Genomic DNA, 23,511 nt, shown 5'->3' with positions numbered 1-23,511 from the left:
TAAAAAAACCGGCCAACCAGCCGGTTTAATCAATTAAACCCCGAAGCCCGATATCATCAACATACCGGTTCAAAAGTCTTACTTTAAGGTCCCTGAAATATTACCAAGTCTGGAAATGGTCAATCCGCTTTGTAACGTTTCAGTGGTCGTATTGATCACAATCGTCTTATCAACAAACTGCCCCTGTGCTGTGTATTTAGCATCGTTAATGGTTTTACCATCAAACGTAAGAGCTTCCGTACTTTTATCGACAATAGTAAACGTCGCATTCGACAATTCAGCAGTCATCGTCTGTTTCGTAGATCCATTAAAGACTAGATCAAGTGTTACCTGATTGGCGTTCTGTGCTTTCGATACGGTCACCTGTATAGTACCGCTTTCCCGTCTGGACTCATACGAATTATTGACCAGTGTTGAGGCCTGATAGCCTCCATCATATACCCCCAAGTATTGTTCACGAGGGTCGACGTTGTCACCGCCCCCCATATTTTTACAGGATGTTACCAGACAACCAATAGCGATCAGGGCAATGAATGTAGAACGAAAGGAGCGGAAGGCGTAATAAGTAGCCATGGTTAGTTATAAGTATGGGTTGTTAATACTTACCGACTATCAAACGTCGTGCCATGTTTTTAAGTATAACCCTAGCTAAAAAGTGTGCGTTTATGGCTAAAAAACGAAGCAATTTTTTATTCCAATAGCTTATTATTGACTTTCACATTTTTGAGAATAAATCCGCTGACTACATTTTTATCAATAGCTATGTTTTTACTTTCTACTGCAAAGTTTTCGAATGTAAAATTCGAAAGTTTATCCCGCCTGGAAACTGCCACGTCAAAAAATGTATCACAATTGAGATTAATATTTTTCAGCGTCACATGGTTAGCGTAGGAAATCGGCTCGTCTTTGCGACCCTGTAAGTCGAAGAACTGCGTCCAGGGCTTTGCGTATAAAAGACTATGCGCCTGGCCTTTTATGTTTTCTACACGAATGTATTCGTATAGTTGTGGTGTATCGGGCCGCATTTTGAGCCACAACACCCGACTCGCTTCGCTGACATGGCAGTTCCGCATCACAATATTTCGGTTATGAATTGCCTCACTGCCGCACGTCAGCGCCGAATGGCAGAAACCAAATTCACAGTCTTCAATAATGATGTTCGTATTAGCACCATTGCTAGGCACCCGATCTGCCCAGGGGCCTTTGCCGCCTTTTAAGGCAATTGCATCATCATTTACCGACATATAGCAACCTTTGACGAGAACATTGGAACAGGCATCAATATCAATTGCATCAGTGCTTGGGGCTTTTACGGGTTTGTAGGGTGAATAAATATGCGCATCCAACACTTTCACATTCTGGCATTGGTAGTAATGGCTCGTCCAGAAACCCGCATTATGCAGCTTTACGTCCTGTACCTGAACGTTATTGCATTTCCAGATAAATACCAACCGAGGTCGCGAAACTTCCAGGTTCGTACAGTTCGGATTCTCTTTACGTCGTTGCCAAAAAGCTTCCCAGAAACGTAACCCATTTCCATCAATTTTCCCTTTCCCTGAAATCGTAAATCCATCGACCTGATACGCATTGACCAAAGCCGCGAAGTAATCCAGACTTTGCCCTTCCATTCGAGAAGGCAATTTTGGATAGTCAGCGATACTGTCAGAACCTTTTAGTACGGCTCCTTCTGATACGTGCAAATGGGTTTTGGGTTTAAAAAATAAAGCCCCACTCATAAATGTACCTTTAGGAATCACCACTACCCCACCGCCCTTTTCAGCCGCGGTATTGATAACTTTCTGTATGGCTTCCGTTTGCACGATGGTACTGTCGGCTTTTACACCAAAGTCCGTAATCACGTACGACTTCCCAAGTTGAGCAAGGCTTACCTTTTTGACATCTGTAAACCAGTTACTGATTGGCGCCCCATCGGGGAAAGAGGCCTTTCCTATTGTTTGGGCTACAATCTGCGCGCTTACGACAAGCGCACCCGTGAGCAAGAAGACTATTCTTTTCATTTGACAAAATTCTGGTCGCAGGATTTATGGCTGTTAAAACAGCAAGATGCACCACTTTACTGGTTCGCCCGTCCTGTACTTTCGGGTGTTTCTAAAGGTCGTATATTTTAATAAAAGTACTTGAAAGGCAGGATTATTAATATTCTAGAATAAATGAGGATTTTCTTTATGTTTATTTCTTTTAGTCGTACGATATACTCCCTTCAACACCTTTATGCAAACCAAGGAAATAACCAGTAATAATGAAGTTAGTAGTCTATACCGGAATTATGTCCTGGTGATGCTGACGCTGGTATACGTCTTCAATTTTGTTGATCGGCAGCTTCTGGTTATCCTACAGGAATCAATCAAAAAGGAGTTACACCTGTCGGACACTCAGCTTGGGTTGCTCTCCGGGTTTACGTTTGCACTATTTTATGTTACGTTGGGCATTCCAATTGCCCGACTTGCTGACAAAACCAACCGCAGGAATATTGTGGCGGCATCCCTGGCCTTATGGAGTATTATGACTGCTTGTTCGGGCCTGGTGCGGAATTTCGTCCAGTTGCTATTAGCCCGTATAGGCGTGGGCGTTGGAGAAGCCGGTGGAAGTCCTCCAGCCCATGCGATGTTATCCGATTACTTCCCGCCAGAAAAACGAGCTACGGCACTTTCAATCTACTCGACAGGCATTTATTTCGGGATATTGGTCGGCTTTTTAATGGGGGGATATTTGAACCAGCATCTTGGTTGGCGCACCGCTTTTTTTGCAGTAGGTATCCCTGGGGTTATTTTTTCAGTCCTCTTTTACGCATTGGTGAAAGAACCTCGACGTGGAGCGACGGATACGAATCCAACATTGACAGTTGAGTCGCCCTCCTTGCGTGATGTACTGAAGCGGTTGTATGCAACCAAAACCTTCGTGTATCTGGCGTTGGCTACGGGATTGCATGTCTTTTGCCTGTATGGTGTAAATAATTGGGCGCCTTCTTTTTTGGCAAGGCTGCACGGGATGAAAAACGCAGAAATAGGCGCTTTGCTCGGACCAATCTTCGGCATTGGTGGAGCCATCGGTTCGTATGCCGGTGGGGCGCTGACTGACCATTTCGGGAAAATAGATAAGCGACGGTACCTGAGAATTCCAGCTTATGCCATTATCATCTCGATTCCCTGTATAACAGGTGCTCTTTTTCTAGAAAATACAACCTATTCACTAGTCTGTCTGGGCTTAACCGCGTCGCTACAAAGTCTGTATTTGGGGCCATCCATTGCTGTTTCTCATAGCCTTGTCCCATCATCGATGCGTTCGCTTACGTCTGCAATCCTGTTTTTTGTACTCAATCTGGTTGGGTTGGGTTTCGGACCATTGACAGTTGGCATCATCAGTGATCGGCTCGCTCCGACTTTGGGTAACGAGTCATTACGATGGGCTATGTCGATCGTAATCGTTATCAGTGTTGGATCGACTACGCTCTTTTTGGCAGCGGCAAAAAAACTAACGAACGATCTCAACTTAATACGTTGACACGACAACATTACATTACTATTCCTACTTCAAAGCCATGAATCGTCACCTAATCGTTTTATTGATTCTGTTTATTGGTCTTGTTTACGAAACTGCTGCGCAAATCCAGTCAAAAGCAAAAGTCTTAACCGAAGCGGCCCCGGCGGCTGGTGGATTTTCGGCTGAACGTCTAGCCAGATTGGAGGCAAGTATGCAGGATTGGGTTAAGCAGAAGTGGGTAAACGGTTCAGTTGTATTAATAGCTCGACATGGCAAAATCGTTTTTTACAAGGCGCACGGATATAATGATCCAACCACGAAAACACCTGTCGACAAAACCGGCATCTTTCGGGTGGCTTCGCAAACGAAAGCACTCACTACGGTGGCCGTTATGATGCTTTGGGAAGAAGGAAAGTTCTCGCTGGACGATCCGGTTGCCAAGTTCATTCCAACCTTCGCCAATCAAAAAGTACTGGCCACCTTCAACGCCAAGGATACGACTTACACAACCGTTCCGGCGAAACGCCCCATCACGATTCGCGACCTGCTGACCCATACATCAGGCTTGGGCTACCCAGCTATCGGTCCTCCATCAGAAGTCGCCATTTATGCAAAAGCGAATATGACAGGCGGAGTTGGCGTCAAAGGGCAAACGCTGGCTGATGCCATGACCCGTCTAGGTACTTTGCCACTCTTTTTTCAACCTGGTGAGCAATGGAAATATGGATTGAATATGGACGTGTTAGGCTATTTGATTGAGAAATGGTCTGGTATGAACCTGGAAGAATTCTTTTTGAAACGGATTTGTCAGCCCCTGGGCATGAAAGACACCTATTTTAATGTACCTTCTGAAAAAGCTTCCCGGCTGGTCAACTTTTTCCAGGGCGATTCCGCAGGAACGATCAAAAAGCAGGCATCGGTTTTTGGCGGAGCGCTCGACATGAATTATCCGCTTCAAAAACACAGTTATTTTTCGGGCGGTGGCGGTATGTCAACCACCGTTTACGATTACGCTGTTTTCCTACAAATGTTGCTAAACGGCGGGGAATATAACGGCGTGAAGTTATTAGCCCGCAACACAATTCGCCTGATGACCATGAATCAAATTGGTGACCTGAGCCCCAATGTCGGTGACCATGCTTTGGATAATAAATTCGGGTTTGGTTTCTTGGTTATTTCTGACAATGGAAGCAAGTTCACCCCCAGCCAAGCCGGCACCTATTCGTGGGGTGGCGTGTTTTCAACTTCGTATTGGGTTGACCCTAAAGAAGATATGCTTGTGTTGATCTACCGAAATATGTGGGGACCATATGTATCCAATACCGACAAAGCTTTCAAGCCTTTGGTTTACCAGGCAATTAATGATTGATGACCATAAGTCACAAAACCACCTTCAAAATAGTTTTTTTTCATAGAAAAAATAAGACAAAAAGAATCACAATTAGTTATCTGATAATAAAAATTCGTCAGCTAACTATGAATATCGCTCGACTCTGTAGTAGCTTTCTTTTGGTGATTGTATGGCTCAGTGGTTGTCAGAAGAAAGATGACCCTCAAGCAACAAACTGCCAACCACCGACTACCCTTGTTGCCAAAGCCCCCTGCGAAAGCGGATACCAAGGCGCTCAATTAGTGGCGTCGAATTATACTGCAGGATCGTCGACTCAGTTTATCTATTATATTTTCGTTCAAAAAGATACCCTCTCTAGTGATCTGACCAAGAGTTCTTATGCCAATGCGTCCAATGAGCGAATCATTATCGATCAAACTATTCTAAAAGATGCGCCTAAGTTTGTCGTACAAGTGACGATCAATTGTAATGGAAAAGATTTACCGTCTAGATTTTTTTCCTTTGTAAAACGACCTACCGCCAATTCGGGCTGTTATGTTTGGGCCTCGCAGAATCAGTAAGCAGTGTAAGTCTAAGTAGATTGCCACTCAATTCGTTACAAAATTCTTTCTAAAAATCCCTTTATACCAGCACACCTGAACGGGCCAGATTTCCTATTTTTACCAAAGGAACAAAATCAGCTTTAATCCATAAATCTGATAAATCCCGGTTCAGATATGCAATTTTCACATCTCCACTGCCATACCCAATACTCCCTTCTCGACGGACAAGCTGACATTAAGAAGCTGATTAAGAAGGCCAAAGCTGACAATATGCCTGCCGTAGCCATCACCGATCACGGCAACATGTTCGGCGTATTTGAGTTTGTGGCCGAGTCTGCCAAACAAGGTATCAAACCCATTGTGGGATGTGAATTTTACGTAGTAGATGATCATACGCGAAAGCAGTTCACCAAAGAGCAAAAAGACGTTCGGTACCACCAATTGCTGCTGGCAAAGAATCCACAGGGCTATAAAAACCTGGCGAAACTATGCTCGCTGGGGTATATGGAAGGCTTATATGGCAAGTATCCACGCGTCACAAAAGCCCTGATTGACCAGTACAAAGAAGGGCTAATTGCGACGACCTGTTGTATTGGCGCAATTGTCCCAAAAACCATTCTTAAAAAAGGCGAAGAAGCGGGTGAAGCCGAATTCAAATGGTGGCTCGACCGCTTTGGCGAAGACTATTACGTGGAGTTACAACGCCATGAAATTCCTGACCAGATTAAGGCGAATGAAGTATTGGTGAAGTTCGCCCAGAAATACAATGTAAAAATTATTGCGTCGAACGATTCGCACTACGTAGACCGGGATGACTGGGTTGCTCACGATATTTTGCTTTGCGTGAATACGGGCGAAAAGCAGAGTACACCGTCGATGAAAGAATTCAACGACGACGAAGTAATGCCCAAAAATACCCGTTTCGCATTCTTCTCGGATCAGTTCTACTTCAAGAACACGCAGGAGATGAGCACGTTGTTTCACGACCTTCCCGAAGCCATCGACAACACCAACGAGATTGTCGATAAGGTTGAGGTCCTGAAGCTCAAGCGCGATATTTTACTTCCGAACTTCCCGATTCCCCAGGAATTTCAGATTCATACTGACGACGTTGCCAACCAGTGGGAATATCTGAAGCATTTAACGTACGAAGGAGCTCGCAAACGATACGGCGAGATCGAAAGTCACGTACAGGAACGTCTTGATTTTGAATTGTTCACGATCAAAACAATGGGTTTCGCGGGTTACTTCCTCATCGTATCTGACTTCATCAAAGCCGGCCGTGACCTTGGCGTGATGGTGGGTCCAGGGCGGGGAAGTGCCGCCGGAAGTGCAGTAGCCTATTGCATCGGTATCACCAATATTGACCCGATCAAATACGACCTCCTCTTCGAGCGATTCCTGAATCCTGACCGGAAATCAATGCCCGATATTGATACCGATTTTGACGATGAAGGTCGTCAGCGGGTAATCGATTATGTAGTCGATAAATACGGGAAACAGCAGGTTGCCGCGATTGTGACGTATGGTACGATGGCCGCGAAATCAGCTATCAAAGACGTTAGCCGGGTAATGGATTTGCCCCTTTCCGACGCCAACGCCCTTGCGAAGCTTGTGCCCGACAAGCCGACGTACAATATGACGCTCAAACGAATATTTGAGGACCCTATTGACGGACCGGGGGGCTTAGCGGGCGTTATTCAGCCAGACGAAGTTGAGAATGTGAAGCGCATGCGGGCGCTCGAAACAGGTGATCAATCAGTCGGTCGGACGATGAAATTGATCGATACGGAGAAAGTACAGAACGTGTTACAACAAGCGCGTCGGCTGGAGGGAACGGTTCGCAATACGGGCGTTCACGCGGCTGGTATCATCATCGCGCCCGACGATCTGTCGAATATTGTACCGGTTTCGACATCGAAAGATACCAACCTGATTATCACGCAGTACGAAGGGAAAGTAATTGAAGACGCGGGTGTAATTAAGATGGACTTTCTGGGGTTACGCAACCTCACCATCATCAAAGAATGTTTGCGGCTCATTAAGCAAAACTATGGTGGTTTTTATGTCAACGGTGTCGAAACCGACATTGATGATATTCCGCTTGATGATCCAAAGGCTTACGAACTGTTCCAGCGTGGTGAAACGAATGCCATTTTCCAGTTCGAATCCGACGGGATGAAAAAGCACATGAAGGACCTAAAGCCCGACCGCTTTGGTGACCTCATTGCCATGAACGCTCTCTATCGGCCGGGACCTATTGCTTATATTCCGAACTACATTGCCCGGAAACACGGTCGTGAGGAGGTCAAATATGATCTTCCCGAAATGGAGGAGTTTCTGGCGGATACATACGGAATTACAGTCTATCAGGAGCAATTGATGCTACTGTCGCAGAAGCTCGGCAACTTCACCAAAGGGGATGCTGACGTCTTGCGGAAAGCGATGGGTAAGAAAGACCGCGCCACACTCGACAAGATGAAGGGTAAGTTTATGGATGGCTGTTCGGCCAACAAACTCCCTCTGAAAACCTGCGAGAAAATCTGGACCGACTGGGAAGCGTTCGCATCGTATGCCTTCAATAAATCGCACTCGACCTGTTATGCGTTCGTTGCTTATCAGACGGCCTACCTCAAAACCTATTATAAGTCGGAGTATATGGCGGCTGTATTGACCAGCAGCTTAGGTAACATTGAAAAGATTACATTCTTCCTTGAGGAGTGTAAAAACATCGGCATCCCAGTACTCGGCCCTGATGTAAACGAATCGGAACGGGTATTTGGCGTCAATAAAAACGGTGAAATCCGGTTCGGGCTGGGAGGTATTAAAGGTGCAGGTGATGCCGCCGTCGAAGCCATCATTGAAGAGCGAAATGCTGGTGGTGCTTACAAGGATATTTTCGATTTTGCCATTCGGGTAAACCTCCGTACCGTCAATAAGAAAACCCTTGAATCACTGGCCTATGCCGGTGCTTTTGATGCGCTGGACGAATACCACCGGGCGCAGTATTTCGACGTACCGCCCACGGAAACCAGCCCGTATCTGGAAAAAATTATTCGCTACGCCAATAATTATCATGCTGAAAAAGCGGCCGCTCAACAGTCATTATTTGGCGCCATGATGGGTGGCGAACCGATGCTGGCTCGCCCAAAAGCGCCGACCGTACCGGAGTGGAACCAGATCGAAAAATTGAAATTTGAGAAAGATGTCGTCGGTTTCTATATCACCGGACATCCCTTGGATGAGTTCAAGCTTGAATTAGAGGGTTTCTGCAACTGCACCTTAGACAAAATTTACGAGATTAAGGCTCCTGAAATTAAAGTAGCCGGTATTGTCTCAGCAATGCAAACGAAGATTGCTAAAAATGGTAATCCCTTCTGTATCTTCAAGATAGAAGACTACAATACTTCCATTGAACTAGCGCTTTTTGGCGATGACTATGTGCGTCTGGGGCAATACATTGATGTAGGCCGCTTTCTGCACATTACGGGTAAAACGCAAAATCGCTGGAACTCGGATAACCTGGAATTTAAGCCAACAACGATTCGGCTATTAACCGAAATGCGTGAAAAATTCTGCAAAGAAGTCCGCGTATCACTCACATTAGATTCGTTGAATGCACAGTTAATCAGTCAAATCAATGATCTGGTTAATGCTCATCCAGGCACCTGTAATTTATCACTAAATGTGGTTGACCCTATTGAGCGAATCGAAGTCAGTCTACAGGCACGCACATTAAAAGTCTTCCCAGCTAACACGTTCCTACGGGCATTGGAAGCCATGGATGGAGTGACGTGTAAGGTGGCATAGAGAATGAACTAATCGGCTTGAAACGGGTTTATGTGGATGAAACAAGTTCAACTAATAAACTATTTTCACTCATGGCAGCAGGATCACTTGCCGTAGAAGCAACCGACGCGAACTTCAACGATCTCATAAATTCTGACAAACCCGTTTTAGTAGATTTCTGGGCCGAATGGTGCGGTCCCTGTCGGATGGTTGGCCCCGTTGTGGAGCAACTTGCCGGTGAATACGAAGGGAAAGCCGTTGTCGCCAAAATGGACGTCGACCAACATTCGCAGGTTCCAGCTAAATTTGGTATCCGCAGCATCCCAACTCTGATGATTTTCAAAAACGGTCAACTGGTTGATAAAGTAATCGGTGCCGTTCCTAAAAATGTGCTGGAGCAAAAACTGCAAGGTGCCATGGAGCCCGCAGCGATATAATTCCTGGTCTTTTCCATAAAAAAAGTGCTCCTGAATATTCAGGAGCACTTTTTTTATGCTTTTGTCATTCTGACGTCAGAATGACAAAGAAAATTATACTAACATCCGCATTGGATCTTCTAGCAATTGTTTTACTGTTTGTAGGAAAGCAGCTCCCGTTGCGCCATCGACAACACGGTGATCGCAGGAGAGCGTTACTTTCATGACGTTCGTTGGTTTGGCAACCTCACCTTCAAATTTCACGGTTTGCTTGATCGTACCAATCGCCAGAATGCAGGAATCAGGTGGGTTAATGATCGCTGTGAATTCGTCGATACCAAACATACCCAAATTAGAAATTGAGAATGTGCTGCCTTCCCAATCTTTTGGCTGAAGTTTTTTGTCTTTCGCTTTTCCAGCCAAATCTTTCACTTCGCCTGAAATTGTCGAGAGCGTTTTCTGATCGGCGTTGCGAATAACGGGTACTAATAAGCCTTCGTCAACGGCGACGGCCACACCGATATTTACATACTTGTATTTGCGGATTTTGTCACCTAACCAAGACGAGTTCACGTTCGGATGCTGTTTCAATGCCAGCGCAGCGGCTTTGATAACAAAATCGTTGAAGGATACTTTCACTGGGCTAACGGCATTAACCGTACCTCGCAATTCCATCGCCTTGTCCATGGTGATTTCCATAGTCAGGTAGAAATGCGGAGCGGTAAACAGGCTTTCGCTCAAGCGACGAGCAATTGTCTTGCGCATCTGGCTCACTGGCACATCTTCGTATTCGCCAGCTGGCGTTGGAACTTGTGGTGCAGCTGCCGGAGTTGAGGCTGGGGCTTGTGCAGGTTGTGCCACCGGTTGAGTCGGTGCAGGTTTAGCAGCCGGAGCCGTTCCAGGAACAAACGATTCTACATCGCTTTTCACGATACGCCCTTCTGGCCCCGAGCCTTTTACCTGAGCCAGATTGATGCCTTTCTCAGCCGCAATGGCTTTCGCCAGCGGTGACGCTTTTAATCGGCCGTTCGATTCTGATGCATCACCAGCAGCACCGCCATACGACAAATCCGTATCGGCATTAGCAGGTTCCGAAGCTTGTGGATTTTGCTGAGCCGTTGCGCTTCCGCCTTCGCCTGTAGCGGCTTCATTACCAGCTGGAGCGCCGGAGCCGCCTTCAAGTAATACTTTGAAATTCGCTCCTTTCTCCCCAACAACGGCAATGATATCGTCTACGGCAACGGAAGCACCTTCTTTCACACCTACGTAAAGGAGTGTTCCTTCTTCATAGGCTTCAAGATCCATCGTCGCTTTATCGGTTTCAACTTCGGCTAATACATCGCCCGATTTTACCGTATCACCTTCTTTTTTATGCCAGGCGACGATGGTTCCTTCGGTCATGGTATCGCTCATTTTCGGCATCCGAATGACCGATGCATTTACCTTCTCCGCTGGCGCTGCCGAAACGGCTTTCTGATCCGGTAGCTTAGTAGCTACTTCGCCTGATGCGCTGTTAGCGGGTGCAGGGGCTGGCTCTGGCTTAGGAGCCGCCGGAGTTTCCTGGCTTCCTCCACTTGATCCGTTGAGTAACGCTTTGTAATCTTCGCCATCGGCACCGATAACGGCAAGTACGCCGTCTACAGGCACTGAAGCTCCTTTTTCAACACCGATATAAAGCAATGTTCCTTCTTCATACGATTCGAGGTCCATCGTGGCTTTATCGGTTTCAACTTCGGCCAGTATATCGCCGGATTTTACTTTATCGCCCACTTTTTTGTGCCACTCCGCAATGACTCCTTCGGTCATGGTGTCGCTCATTTTGGGCATTCGAATTAATTCAGCCATAAGTTAGCTATGTGTATATCGGGTTATACAAAAATGTCGGCCGAACCGCTGACGCGGTGCAGGGCCAAAATTAGGAAAAAACAGTGATGAGTGATGAACGATGGGTGATAAGTGATGAATGAAAAATAAAAATGATTACAAATTACTTATCACCCATCGTTCATCACTCTACCCAAAGCACTAATCCCTTTAAATACCCCCCTTCGGGATGAAACAAACTGACAGGATGATCGGCAGGTTGGCTCAGGTGATGTAATACCCGTACCTGTCGGCCGGCTTCAATGGCAGCAGCTACAATGGTATTGTAAAACAATTCCCGATCCACAACCTGAGAACACGAAAACGTGAACAAAATTCCCCCTTTTGCTACCCGGCGAAAGCCCTCTGTGTTCAGTCTTTTATAGCCTTGAACGGCTTTGTGTCTGGCGGACAGACTTTTAGCAAATGCGGGTGGATCAAGTACAACAACATCATATTGGTGATCGTGCGCCTTTAAATAGTGCAACACCTCTTCGGCATAGGCCTCATGTCTAGTCTCGTGATCGCCAAAATTAGCGTCAACGTTCCGATTCGTTAGGTCGATGGCTTTTTGTGATACATCGACCGAATGCACCAAACTAGCTCCCGCTTTAAGTGCATAGACCGAAAATCCGCCCGAATAGCAGAAGGCATTGAGCACTTTTTTACCCTGCGCATACTGCGCTAATAAGGCCCGGTTATCGCGTTGATCGAGGAAAAATCCGGTTTTTTGACCTGTGATCCAGTCAACCAGAAACGTATTGCCATTTTCCTGTACGGCATGTGGCACAGGGGTTCGGCCAAACAGATAGCCATTAATGACTGTTGCTCCATACTCATTAGGTAACGTATCCGAACTCTTGTCATACACAGCTTTAAGTTCATCTCCAAAAACTACCTTAAGTGCTTCGGTAATTAATTCGCGTTCGCGATGCATCCCAATGGAGTGAGCCTGCAATACGGCAACGCCATTATACATATCAATAATCAAACCTGTGCATCCATCCCCTTCACCATGAACCAGTCGATAACAGTTGGTATCCCCTACCACAGTTGCTAGACGAATGGTTCGGATATGGGTTAATTTTTGGGTCCAGTAGGCAACATCAGGTATAACTGGCCCTCCTGCATTAGCCGCGAACGAAAAAATACGAACCGCAATACTGCCATCGTGGTAATGACCAGTGGCCAGGTATCGTTGCTTACTATCAAATACCTCAACTACATCGCCGTCGTTTACATGCCCTTCATATCGACTAATCGCCCTTGAGAAAATCCAGGGGTGAAATCGTCGAACAGCTTCATCACGCCCGGCCTGTAGAAATAATTTCGAAAACGTCATGCACAAAGATAAAGAGTGAAATCGGGCCGCCGAAGCGGAGCGAAAGAGCGAAAGATTGCTTTATCAACATTTTTTTCAGTCTTTCATTCTTTTACTCTTCCGCTCTTTCTTTTTCTTCATCTTTGCATTTTAAACCTGCAAACTTTTTTTCAACCTATGCAAAGACGTAGTTTCCTTAAACAGTCTGGTCTGCTCACCGCAGGTGCTTTCGCCCTCGGCCAATCTTTATCGTCGGCCGCTGATTTACTGACTAATGCACCATCTAAGGTAATTAGCCCTTTTGGCGCCCAATTATACAGTGTCCGCGATATGATGCCTAAAGACGCCAAAGGTGTTATGACGCAACTGGCGCAGATGGGGTATAAACAATTTGAAAGCTACAGCGGTCCTCAAGGCTTTTTGTGGGGTATGGAGCCTAAAGAGATCAAGTCATTCCTTGATGGTCTGGGCGTAAAAATGGTCAGTACGCACTTTAATTATCGAGGTGAGGTGGATAAACCGGACCAACTCAAGAAGAGCATCGAAATGGCACATGAAGCCGGATTAACCTATCTTCTCTGTCCTTTTTATGGTCCACAAAAAACCTGGGACGAATGGAAAAAAGTAGCCGATCAGTTCAATATGGTTGGCGAGCAGGTAAATAAGGCAGGTTTGAAATTCGGTTACCACAATCACGATTATTCCTTCCGTCCTCTTGATGGTAAGCTTCCCCAGGAGTTTCTACTGGAAAACACCGATCCCAAACACGTTATGTTCGAGCTGGACTTATGCTGGATTGATGTAGCTGGTGTCAATACAGAAGAGCACCTCAAAAAGTACGGCAAGCGCTATGAACTTTGTCATGTGAAAGATTATACTGTAAAGGATGGCAAACCTGTTCAGAACGATCTTGGGAAAGGGGCCGTAGATTTCAAAAAGACGCTACGCATCGCCATGAATAGTGGCATTAAATACTTCTTAGTAGAACAGGAACAATATCCTGAATCGTCGATTATCAGCATGAAAAATGATGCTGAGTATATGAAGACACTGAGTGTCTGAACCGGAACCGGGATTTATAGGATGTAAGGATTAAACGGATTTTGTTTTCAGCGGAAGCACTTTATTGAAGTAAAAAACAAAATCAGCGGAATCAGTTAAATCAAATAAATCCCGGTTCTAATTATTCTTCTCTCGCCGAAAACAATCGCTTCAACCAACTCTTTTTCTCTTCAACTTCTTCTCTTTGCTCATCTTCGGTGAGCTGGTATTTTGCCAATGCTCGTAAATCAGGCTGGCCAGCATCGACCCAACAAGTGTACCAGAAATCGCCGACCATTTTGATCGACGCTCGCATTTGGCGTTCCACTTGTCCTTTCAATTGCGAATGATACTGTTGCGAGAAATCAGCCGAATAAACTTTGGTTGTAATCCCATTTCGCTCTTCAAATCCGAATTTTCGGGTCTCTCCTACTTCTTCAGTAAGTTTTCTCTCAAATCTTAAAACCGAATCCAAAGCAGCATTAGCATTGAATACAGCTCGCCAGGCTGCTTTTTGCGGTGAATAGACATATTCAGCCTGCCCAACCAGAAAATCATAATCCACACTAAATAACTCTGGTAAACGTGATTCCCAAAAACCATGAATTCCCTGCTGGTTCGTCAGTTGTCCATTATAGTTGCGCGTAGTGTGTAGCGGCACGTTGGCGTCGGCAATATAATGGCCCAGGTCAGCCGCGACGCGTAGTATTCGCCGGACGTTTCGCTGTTTGAAAGCTTCTGTGAGTTGATATTTCGACAGTTGAATTTGCCAGGGTACTATGCCGTGTAGAGCCAGCGTATCAGCGCCATAGCGATCCGTTGCCTCTTTATAGTAGCGTGGTAGTGTACCTGTTGTCGTATCAGCATACGCATCTAAGTCAATAAAATGCCGGGGAGCTTCTCCAACCACAGCATACCGACGTTTGTCTGGGTTTACTGCATTATCTGTCAGGTAGTTTATGTGTTTTTTAAAGAATGGCATCATCTCAATTGGCAATGTAAAAACGGCCAATCGGTTGATCTGTTGGTGTGCGTAAAAACCCCAGGCTGGACGATGTTTCTCCGGTTTTATCGGATTAGCTAATGCACCATTTACTAAACTTTGAAAAAAAATTATGGCCAAAACTATTGACCAAATAAAACAATTGTACATTTGGTAAAACATGGTACTTTACAGACAAAATATTAAACTATTCAACTAAAGCACCATGTCATTCAAAATAAAATTCCGAAAAACAGAATAAAATCAAATAATCATGAATGCGAAGTCAAAGGGATATACCCTCATCATTGTGTTGCTGTGTGCTTTTGCTTTAACAATCTATGGTGCATACTCACCCGCTCGAAAAGCCCAGAAACAGCAGATTGTGTGTATAAAATTTAAAAAAGGGGTGGAATCGCAAGCTGTTGAACAGCATATGGGCAGTTTTGCAGCGCTAAAGCACGAAATTCCACAGATCATCGGTTATACGTCTGGCAAGACAATTATGCCAAATCAGGCCGTTTCAGACTATGACGTAGTACACTACCTTACGTTTCAGTCAATCGACGATATAAAATTGTTTGAGAAGAGTGAAGCCTATAAAGAGTTTGTGAAGCAGAACCAGGGAATCTGGGAAAAAACGTTGATTGTCAACGCTGATATCCGACAATAAAAATTGAACTTTACAAAGAATTTCGGCTGGGGCTATTGGTTGTTCCAGCCGAAATTCTTATTTTTGCGCCCTCATATCGCGACAACGATCTCATTTATATACCAATGGCAAACCATAAGTCATCAAAAAAAGCAATCCGGTCGAGTGCCAAGAAGCGGTTGCAAAACCGATATCAGCATGTAACGACTCGGAACATGGTGAAAAAACTCCGTACCACAACCGACCACGCAATGGCAGTTGAACTGTTCAAGTCGGTTTCATCGGCTCTGGATAAACTCGCTAAACGCAACGTCATCCACAAAAACAAAGCAGCTAACAACAAGTCGAAACTGGCTCGTTTGGTTAACAGCCTGAAAGTCGCTACCGCGTAATTAATTACTACTGTATTGACTACCAGCTTCGTAGTCGAAGTGATTAATTAGCCGCACTTGTGCTGAAAAGGACCCTGTGAACCTTACCTCTTTGTGGGTAAGGTTTTTTTGTGCATTTTGTCAACGAAAATCCATTCGTAACATACTTGCACTTATGAATTACCAAACTTCCGGCACGATTCAGAGTTGGGCTGAAGAAGACCGTCCCCGAGAAAAATTGATGCTGAAAGGCAAAGCTGCCCTGTCCGAAGCAGAACTGATTGCGATTTTAATTAACTCTGGCACAGTCGATCTGACAGCCGTCGACGTAGCGAAAATCATCCTGAAAAGTGTTGGCAACAATCTCAACGACTTAGCTAAACTTAGCATTAAAGACCTCTCGAAATTTCGGGGCATCGGTGAAGCCAAAGCGATTAGTATTGTCGCAGCGCTGGAATTAGGTCGCCGACGCAAAGAACAGGATCGTCCACAACGGGCACGGGTTACCTGTTCGCGCGATGCGTACAATGAAATGATCCCGCATTTGATCGACAAACCTCACGAAGAGTTCTGGATTCTGTTAATGAATCGCGCCAATGAAATTCTTCGGCCGGTTCAAATAAGCTCAGGAGGTGTAGCGGGTACAGTAGCCGATCCGAAGATTATTTTTAAACAAGCCATCGAACATCTGGCTTCGTCGATGATTCTGTTTCACAATCACCCATCAGGCAATCTAATTCCTTCACAAGCGGATAAAGATCTGACCCGTAAACTGAAAGATGCCGGACGCATTCTGGATATTCCCATCCTCGATCACCTCATCTTCACCGATAAAGCGTATTACAGTTTTGCCGACGAGGGAATTTTGTAAGGAAGCTTATTTGATACTCAGGCCACGCATGACCTCTGCCCGACTCAATTCCTGTATCTGGCCTGATTCCATACCTTCGGCAGTTAGGTTTTCGATAGCCCAACGTACCAATCGAAGCGTTGGGAATCCAACGGCAGCAGTCATTTTGCGAACCTGTCGGTTCTTCCCTTCATGAAGCGCAATAGATAGCCAGGATGTAGGAATGTTAGCGCGATACCGAATTGGCGGATTACGCTCAGGCAGAGCAGGTTCTGCAATCGATTTTGCATGAGCAGGCAATGTATGGTAGGCTTTTCCATCAACCGAAATCGTAACACCATTCGAAAGTTGTTGGCAAGCTTGCTCTGTCAACGCTCCATCCACTTGTACATAGTACGTGCGATTATGGCGAAATTTCGGATTCAACAATCGATGATTTAATTGCTTATCGTTGGTCAATAGCAACAACCCTTCGCTATCCGCATCTAGCCGACCGACGGGATATATATCCTTCGGAAAATCATAGTCCAAATCGGCTAACGTCGGTTTATCGCCCTCCCGAGAAAACTGCGACAGCATCAGGTAGGGTTTGTAGATGAGGAAGTATTCTGAACCAGGATTCATGTGATTAAACTGACTGACTATGATTTTGTAGATGTAGATGAGCGCTTCTTTGAAGCAAATACAAAATCAGTTTAATCAGTTCAATCATAAAAATCCCGGTTCAGACAATGATAACCACACCGGACAGTGATCCGCATGAACGGCGTCTGGGAGCATGCGGCAGTCAGTTATTTGGTCGCGGAGGTTATCGGTTACGGAAGCGTAGTCGATACGCCAACCTTTATTGTTTACTCGAGCGCCCGCCCGGTAGCTCCACCAGCTATAGCCTACTTCGCCAGGATGTTTATGTCGATAAGCGTCGGTTATGCCTGAACCAAACCAGCTGTCCATCCAGGCCCGTTCTTCCGGTAGAAATCCGGTTGTGTTTTTGTTACGAACAGGATCGTGAATATCAATAGCATTGTGCGCGATGTTATAATCGCCAACGACTATAAGCTTAGGTCGGGTTTTACGAAGGTTGTCGATGTACTCGTAAAAATCGCGCAGGAATTCCATCTTCACACCTTGCCGTAATTCACCTGATGTTCCTGAAGGAAAGTAGCAATTTAACAGAGTGATATCGCCAAAGTCGGTACGAAGGATTCGGCCTTCGCAATCGTAAACGGGTAATCCGCAGCCCAAAACAACATTCGTGGGCGCTATCTTCGAAAACGTCGCGACGCCCGAATAGCCTTTCTTTTCGGCAGCATGCCAATGATATTGGTAGCCCAACTGCTCAAATACGGACAGATCGACAACATCGGCGGTTGCCTTCACTTCCTGAAAGCAAAGAATATCAAATTCATGACCTGAAAGCCAGTCAATCAGGCCATTCCGCATAGCCGCCCGAATGCCGTTGAGATTATAAGAAATAAGTTGCATTCTATTTAACAGCCTATATTTTGCAGGATTCCAGCCAATATGACTTAGCAAAATATAAACGAGGTTTGGGTATATCTGGGTAAGTAATCCTGGATTCTTTAAGCCAATTAAAGACTAGGCAAAAAATCGCTCGTCAACTGACATAAGATTCCAATCGTCACAAATAGCACGAATATTTTGCGTAATCAGTGGGTCTAAATCAGTAGGAGTTAATTTAAGCTTAGAAGAATCACTCATACATTAACCAGTTCGTCTTCCTTCGCCAGCGTCGTCTTTTTGTCTGTAAATAATAGCACAAAAAGAATCAAAACAACAGCTGCAATACCCGCTGGAACGAGCCAGACTTTGAGCCAATCTTTCGTACCATCTGGACGGGTATACATATCAAGAACAATACCCGAAATTTTAGAACCAATACCCATACCAATTCCGTACGTAGCTAATGAAATAAGTCCCTGCGCCGACGATTTGATTTTTTCACCCGCTTTGTTGTCAGTATAAATCTGGCCTGTTACGAAGAAGAAATCATAGCAAACACCGTGTAGCACAATAGCAATGTAGAGCATCCATTCGGTCGAAGCGTCACCGTAACCGAAGCAGACAAAGCGCACGATCCAGGCGATTAGTCCGACAATCAGCATTTTCTTAACGCCTAATCGGGTGTAAGCCAGCGGAATCAAAAGCATAAAAATTACTTCCGATGCCTGTCCAAGCGACATTTTATTTTCTACGTTTAGCATTCCGCCATCCGTAAGCGACGGATTCGCCATAGCGTAGTAGAACGAGAGTGGAATACAGATCAATACCGACGACAGGAAGAAAATCGCAAACGAACGATCTTTAAATAGTTTGAAAGCATCTAGTCCCAAAATCTGCGAGAAGGAAGTAGACGTTGTCGCTTTGGGAGGAGTGTCGGGCAAGAAAAACGCGAATACGCCCAACACAGCCGCTGAATACATCGACAGTTGGAAAATCGTCACTTTATCACCGAAACCATAGTAACCCACAATATTCGTTACAACAATCCAGGAAACAGTACCTAATACGCGAATACCCGGAAACTCTTTCTCAGGACTGGTCATCTGTTGCATAGCAATCGATGAAGTTAGCGCAAGCGTTGGAGCAAACGTTAGGCAATACCCTAGAATTAGGTAAAAAAAGTTAGCGGGATCGGTATTTTGGGTGATAAAATAGAGTAGTACAGCGCCCAACAGATTCAGAACGCCCAATACTTTCTGAGCGGCAAAATAGCGGTCAGCAATCATACCGACGAAGAAAGGCGCAATAATCATCGCCAGCGAAAAAGCCGCATACGCATTACCGACCTGATCGCCAGTCGCTTTTAATTCGGTTAAAAGATATTTACTCATCTGACCATACCAGGCTCCCCAGACAAAAAACTGGAGGAACATCATGATGGAAAGTTTGACGCGGGTCGCAGACGACATTGGAGATATACGAATTTAAGGTTTTACGCTATGAAGGTAGAAAACGACTGTCAGCCCTGCAAGCCGATTGACCGCGAAAGTTGCCGATTGTGCAGTAAGTAATCCACATAAGAAGACTTCTTCGGATTATTGCCTGGCTAATAGAATAAACCAGGCTGGGTTAAGTAATTATAAAATTAGCCTTCGTCTGATACCAGTTGACAAGTTCTCAATAAGGGATTAGTCAGCAGCGTTAATGAAGTAGTATATAGCCAATTTTTTACCTTTGACACAGTTTCTTACTAAACTAGTTCATGAAAAAACAATTGATGACCCTCGTTGCTCTGGTAGCAATTCCGGCTTTATCTTTCGCTCAAACAGCCGACGAAATCGTTAACAAAAACATTGCGGCTGTAGGTGGTGCCGATAAAGTGGCTGCCATAAAAACAATACAGTACGATCAGAATATGAACATTATGGGCATGGACATGAACGGTAAAGCAAGCATTGTAATCGGCAAGTCTTTGCGCAATGATATTTCGGTTATGGGCCAACAGATGACGACGGTTATTGACGGTGATAAAGGCTGGTCGATTAATCCAATGCAAGGTGGCAGTTCTCCTCAACCACTTCCCGAAGATCAGGTAAAAATGCAGAAAGGCAACGCTATGATCGTTGGTACCGATTTAGCTTCGGCCAAAGCGGAAAAATATCCAGTCGAGTTGGTTGGTAAAGAGAAATTCAACGAAAAGGATGTCTTCAATCTGAAAGTGACACGACCAGAAGGTGTTGCCAATTATTATGTGGATGCAACTACCTATCAGCTTGCTGGTATGAAAGCTACCGTTAATGTTCAGGGCCAATCTGGAGAGATAAAAATCAACTATGGGAATTACAAAACAATTGATGGGCTAACGATTCCGATGTCGCTTGAACTCAGTAATCCGAGCATGCCAGGACAATTGACGATGACGTTATCAAACATGGTGTTTAATCCAACCATTGATCCGTCGATCTTTGCAATGCCTAAGTAATCGGGCTTTTTCTTTCTTCTAAAAAAAGAGACGTATAAACTGCGTCTCTTTTTTATTACCCAATTATTCACTGCAAATAGTGAGCTTTGCCAAAGCTAATAGCGATATTTGAACTTCATGCAACCTAATTTTTATGAGACAATTATCGCTACATACAACAACCTTCAGCGCATTTACTTTGCTGATGGGCGTTGCTGCGGCACAAAGCCAACCCTTATCCGGGTTCATTCCCGCCCGACAGGCCACGCAGGTTAAACTCGAGACAGAGTTTAAGAGTAAACAATCTTCCGCAGCTTTCAAGAATCACCTCGAAAAGTTAAGCAGTGTACCGCACATTACGGGCTCGAAGGAAAACGAGCAGGTACGCGACTATATCGCCGAAACGATGCGCAAAGCGGGTTGGCAAGTTGATATTTATCCGCACGATGTATTGCTGCCAAAAGGACCGGGCGAGATTGCCGTCGAACTCGTAGAGCCAATCCGGCAACCGCTGAATATTCGGGAATTTTTATTCAAGGAAGATAAATACAGTAGCGATCCTCGGTTGACTCCGGGCTACAACGCCTGGTCGGGTTCGGGTGATGTGACAGCCGAAGTGGTATACGCCAATTATGGTCGAAAGGAAGATTTTGAGCAACTGAAGTCGATGGGCATTTCGGTCAAAGATAAGATTGTGCTGGCTCGCTATGGCGGTAATTTTCGGGGCTATAAAGCGCAGTTTGCTCAAGCTGCCGGAGCCATTGGCGTTATTATTTTCACCGATCCTGCCGATTCGGGCTATATGCGCGGACTGACATTTCCCGAAGGACCGTATTATAGCGAAAGCGTAATTCAGCGCGGTTCGTTGATCACTACCCCCTACACGGGCGACCCACTCACGCCCGGCGAAGCTGCCTTGCCTTTGGACGCGAAAAACACGCCCAAACGAATGGATATAAAGGATGTGGTATTGCATAAAATTCCAGTGACACCCCTCCCCTACGGCTCTGCTACAGAGATTTTGAAGCGTATGACGGGTGTGCGACCAGTTCCAGCTGGTTGGCAAGGCGGATTGCCTTATACGTATCGGCTCGAAGGCGGATCGGCGCTTAAAGTACGGCTGATGGTAAAGCAGGAAAAGGCGATTCAACGTATTTATCAAGTCGTTGGTACGTTAACGGGTGCAGAGTTTCCAGACGAATGGATCATTGCCGGCTGCCATTACGATGCCTGGTCTTATGGTGCAACAGATCCCAACTCAGGTACGGCTATGTTGCTAAGTATGACCGAATCGCTCGGAAAATTGGCTAAAGCCGGTCAACGTCCGCGTCGTACGATTAAAGTCTGCCACTGGGATGCCGAAGAACCGGGCGTAATTGGCTCAGCCGAATGGAGTGAGCAATTTCGTGATGAACTGACGCAGAAAGCAGTCGCTTATATGAATTATGATGCTGCCGTATCAGGCCGAACCTTTGGTGCCAGTGCATCACCATCAATGAAAAAGCTGATTATCGAAGCCACGCAATCCGTGCAATACCCTGATTCAAATAAAACGGTTTATCAACACTGGATGGCTCAGAAGGCCGCTGGTAACCCAACCCGCGTAACAGGCTCATCGGCTCCAGCTATTCTGGCTGGCGAACCGACGATTGGTAATCTCGGCGGTGGCTCGGATCACATTGCACCCTACATGCATATTGGGATTCCCTCATTAAGTGCAGGTATGGAAGGCCCTACGCTCTACCATTCGCAGTACGACGACCTGTATTTCTACGACAAATTTGCTGATCCAACCTACAAAATGGGGCCAATGATGGAGCAAGTAGTCGGCACCATGACATTGCGTTTGGCGAATGCAGACTTAGTTCCTTACGATTTAGCCCGTTATCCGGCCGATCTGGAAATTCACTTGAAAGCTGCTGAAAAAGCAATTCAATCGTATGCACCCAACTATTCAATAGCCCCTATCCTGGCGACAGTCGCTGATCTGAAAAGGAATGCTGATGCTTGTGAAACGGCTCGTCAGAACTACCTAAAAACGGGGCGTACCGACAAATTGGTTGAGTTAAATAAAGAGTTGCGTCTGCTGGAACGTTCTTTCATCGATCCGAAAGGCAATGCGTTCGGCGGCTGGTATAAATCGTTATATGCTTCATCTGATCCCAACAGCGGTTACGCATCCTGGATGTTACCAGGGTTGCTGTATGAAGCTTCACTCAAATCGACAGCTAATCTGCCTGATTTAGAAGCGCGCTATAAGAAAGCGATTCAGACGTTAAGTGATAAGTTACTGGTATTATCTCAAGGAATGGGTTCACCTTCGTCTGTTGGTGGAGGGAAGTAATTTGTTTCAGGTTCTAAGTTTCATGTTTATTTAAGGAGCTTGGAACCTGAAACTGTCAAGTCTAAGCTTTAACCGGTGGTTTAGCGTGCTCAGGTTTCAGGACCACGACATCCCGAACAATACCACCCCCGTTAATTTTCTCAACCATCTTGTCCAAGAGGGGATTTGCCCAGTCGGGAATGTATTTATCCGTGGTTTGGATCAGTACTTTAGGGAAGTCGTAGAGGGCACGACCTAAACCGAATTGTACGGCCGCTCGTTTCATCGCATCGCTAATGCCGCCCTTGATCGGCTCAACGTTTGTTCGGCTGGCACCGTCCGTTTTCCGAACGATCTCACCACCCGGTAAAACAACTGTGATCGTGCAAAGGAAGCCGCTTTCTATTTCTTTGATTTCATTCTGCCAACCTTCCCAGCCAAATTGCTCATCGAAACGTTGCATCACACAACGGTTAGTAATATACGGCACCACGACAATTTTCTGGCCGTCTTTGGTCTGGCTCTGTACGCGCCACTCGATTTCCTGCGCGGTAAGCGGGGCAGTTAATACGTTTAATTCCATT

General features: G+C 45.6%; 20 protein-coding genes. 11 read left to right on the top strand and 9 right to left on the bottom strand.

Annotated features, from left to right (window positions below):
• Window positions 1-78 precede the first annotated feature (78 nt).
• Both ACYVE4_RS21840 and ACYVE4_RS21835 read right to left on the bottom strand, forming a co-directional pair.
• Entirely contained in the window at window positions 79-573 is a 495-nt protein-coding gene (locus tag ACYVE4_RS21840) for a hypothetical protein (protein ID WP_461042370.1), read from the bottom strand.
• Between the two features lie 116 nt (window positions 574-689).
• The gene (locus ACYVE4_RS21835; RefSeq protein WP_461042369.1) at window positions 690-2,018 is read right to left on the bottom strand and encodes a rhamnogalacturonidase; all 1,329 of its coding nucleotides are present in this window, start codon (window positions 2,016-2,018) and stop codon (window positions 690-692) included.
• Window positions 2,019-2,232: 214 nt separating this feature from the next.
• Between ACYVE4_RS21835 and ACYVE4_RS21830 the strand changes: the two genes are divergently transcribed.
• From ACYVE4_RS21830 to trxA, 5 genes are all read left to right on the top strand, one after another.
• Window positions 2,233-3,522: a spinster family MFS transporter gene (locus tag ACYVE4_RS21830; RefSeq protein WP_461042368.1), complete on the top strand. Its 1,290-nt coding sequence runs from the start codon at window positions 2,233-2,235 to the stop codon at window positions 3,520-3,522.
• A 37-nt stretch (window positions 3,523-3,559) separates the two neighbouring features.
• Complete coding sequence (locus tag ACYVE4_RS21825) at window positions 3,560-4,870, top strand: serine hydrolase domain-containing protein (RefSeq protein ID WP_461042367.1); 1,311 nt, start codon at window positions 3,560-3,562, stop codon at window positions 4,868-4,870.
• Window positions 4,871-4,977: 107 nt separating this feature from the next.
• Window positions 4,978-5,412: a hypothetical protein gene (locus ACYVE4_RS21820; RefSeq protein WP_461042366.1), complete on the top strand. Its 435-nt coding sequence runs from the start codon at window positions 4,978-4,980 to the stop codon at window positions 5,410-5,412.
• 156 nt (window positions 5,413-5,568) lie between these two features.
• Window positions 5,569-9,204 (top strand): DNA polymerase III subunit alpha, encoded by a 3,636-nt coding sequence (gene dnaE / locus ACYVE4_RS21815; RefSeq protein WP_461042365.1) that lies wholly within the window; start codon window positions 5,569-5,571, stop codon window positions 9,202-9,204.
• A 71-nt stretch (window positions 9,205-9,275) separates the two neighbouring features.
• Window positions 9,276-9,620, top strand: coding sequence for a thioredoxin (gene trxA, locus ACYVE4_RS21810; protein ID WP_461042364.1), 345 nt, complete (start codon window positions 9,276-9,278; stop codon window positions 9,618-9,620).
• A gap of 93 nt (window positions 9,621-9,713) precedes the next feature.
• Here the strand turns inward: trxA and ACYVE4_RS21805 are convergent, their stop codons facing one another.
• Together ACYVE4_RS21805 and ACYVE4_RS21800 are read right to left on the bottom strand one after the other, a co-directional pair.
• The gene (locus ACYVE4_RS21805; protein WP_461042363.1) at window positions 9,714-11,444 is read right to left on the bottom strand and encodes a pyruvate dehydrogenase complex dihydrolipoamide acetyltransferase; all 1,731 of its coding nucleotides are present in this window, start codon (window positions 11,442-11,444) and stop codon (window positions 9,714-9,716) included.
• Window positions 11,445-11,607: 163 nt separating this feature from the next.
• A complete protein-coding gene (locus tag ACYVE4_RS21800; RefSeq protein WP_461042362.1) occupies window positions 11,608-12,804 on the bottom strand; it encodes a class I SAM-dependent rRNA methyltransferase in 1,197 nt (398 codons plus the stop codon).
• Window positions 12,805-12,960: 156 nt separating this feature from the next.
• Here ACYVE4_RS21800 and ACYVE4_RS21795 point away from each other — a divergent pair, with 156 nt between their 5' ends.
• Complete coding sequence (locus ACYVE4_RS21795; protein WP_461042361.1) at window positions 12,961-13,845, top strand: sugar phosphate isomerase/epimerase family protein; 885 nt, start codon at window positions 12,961-12,963, stop codon at window positions 13,843-13,845.
• Window positions 13,846-13,966: 121 nt separating this feature from the next.
• On the opposite strand, the gene ACYVE4_RS21790 is transcribed toward ACYVE4_RS21795, so the two are convergent.
• The gene (locus ACYVE4_RS21790) at window positions 13,967-14,989 is read right to left on the bottom strand and encodes a zinc dependent phospholipase C family protein (protein WP_461042360.1); all 1,023 of its coding nucleotides are present in this window, start codon (window positions 14,987-14,989) and stop codon (window positions 13,967-13,969) included.
• Between the two features lie 91 nt (window positions 14,990-15,080).
• Between ACYVE4_RS21790 and ACYVE4_RS21785 the strand changes: the two genes are divergently transcribed.
• The 3 genes from ACYVE4_RS21785 (at window position 15,081) to radC (ending at window position 16,700) form a co-directional block, all read left to right on the top strand.
• Complete coding sequence (locus ACYVE4_RS21785) at window positions 15,081-15,479, top strand: Dabb family protein (RefSeq protein ID WP_461042359.1); 399 nt, start codon at window positions 15,081-15,083, stop codon at window positions 15,477-15,479.
• Between the two features lie 104 nt (window positions 15,480-15,583).
• Window positions 15,584-15,850: a 30S ribosomal protein S20 gene (rpsT, locus tag ACYVE4_RS21780; RefSeq protein WP_461042358.1), complete on the top strand. Its 267-nt coding sequence runs from the start codon at window positions 15,584-15,586 to the stop codon at window positions 15,848-15,850.
• Between the two features lie 154 nt (window positions 15,851-16,004).
• Window positions 16,005-16,700 (top strand): RadC family protein, encoded by a 696-nt coding sequence (gene radC / locus ACYVE4_RS21775; RefSeq protein ID WP_461042357.1) that lies wholly within the window; start codon window positions 16,005-16,007, stop codon window positions 16,698-16,700.
• Between the two features lie 6 nt (window positions 16,701-16,706).
• Here the strand turns inward: radC and ACYVE4_RS21770 are convergent, their stop codons facing one another.
• From ACYVE4_RS21770 to ACYVE4_RS21760, 3 genes are all read right to left on the bottom strand, one after another.
• Entirely contained in the window at window positions 16,707-17,303 is a 597-nt protein-coding gene (locus ACYVE4_RS21770; RefSeq protein ID WP_461042356.1) for a pseudouridine synthase, read from the bottom strand.
• A gap of 84 nt (window positions 17,304-17,387) precedes the next feature.
• On the bottom strand, window positions 17,388-18,164 hold the full coding sequence (locus tag ACYVE4_RS21765; RefSeq protein WP_461042355.1) for an exodeoxyribonuclease III: 777 nt from the start codon (window positions 18,162-18,164) through the stop codon (window positions 17,388-17,390).
• 233 nt (window positions 18,165-18,397) lie between these two features.
• Window positions 18,398-19,612, bottom strand: a complete 1,215-nt coding sequence (locus ACYVE4_RS21760) for a nucleoside permease (protein ID WP_461042354.1) — start codon at window positions 19,610-19,612, stop codon at window positions 18,398-18,400.
• Between the two features lie 293 nt (window positions 19,613-19,905).
• Between ACYVE4_RS21760 and ACYVE4_RS21755 the strand changes: the two genes are divergently transcribed.
• Both ACYVE4_RS21755 and ACYVE4_RS21750 read left to right on the top strand, forming a co-directional pair.
• Entirely contained in the window at window positions 19,906-20,625 is a 720-nt protein-coding gene (locus tag ACYVE4_RS21755; protein ID WP_461042353.1) for a DUF4292 domain-containing protein, read from the top strand.
• Window positions 20,626-20,758: 133 nt separating this feature from the next.
• Window positions 20,759-22,948 (top strand): M28 family peptidase, encoded by a 2,190-nt coding sequence (locus tag ACYVE4_RS21750; protein WP_461042352.1) that lies wholly within the window; start codon window positions 20,759-20,761, stop codon window positions 22,946-22,948.
• A gap of 61 nt (window positions 22,949-23,009) precedes the next feature.
• Here the strand turns inward: ACYVE4_RS21750 and ACYVE4_RS21745 are convergent, their stop codons facing one another.
• The gene (locus ACYVE4_RS21745; RefSeq protein ID WP_461042351.1) at window positions 23,010-23,510 is read right to left on the bottom strand and encodes a Rad52/Rad22 family DNA repair protein; all 501 of its coding nucleotides are present in this window, start codon (window positions 23,508-23,510) and stop codon (window positions 23,010-23,012) included.
• Window position 23,511 lies beyond the last annotated feature (1 nt).

Source organism: Spirosoma harenae, assembly GCF_054776975.1.
Note: the sequence above shows the minus strand (reverse complement) of the source record. Positions and strands in the feature narration are given on the sequence as shown.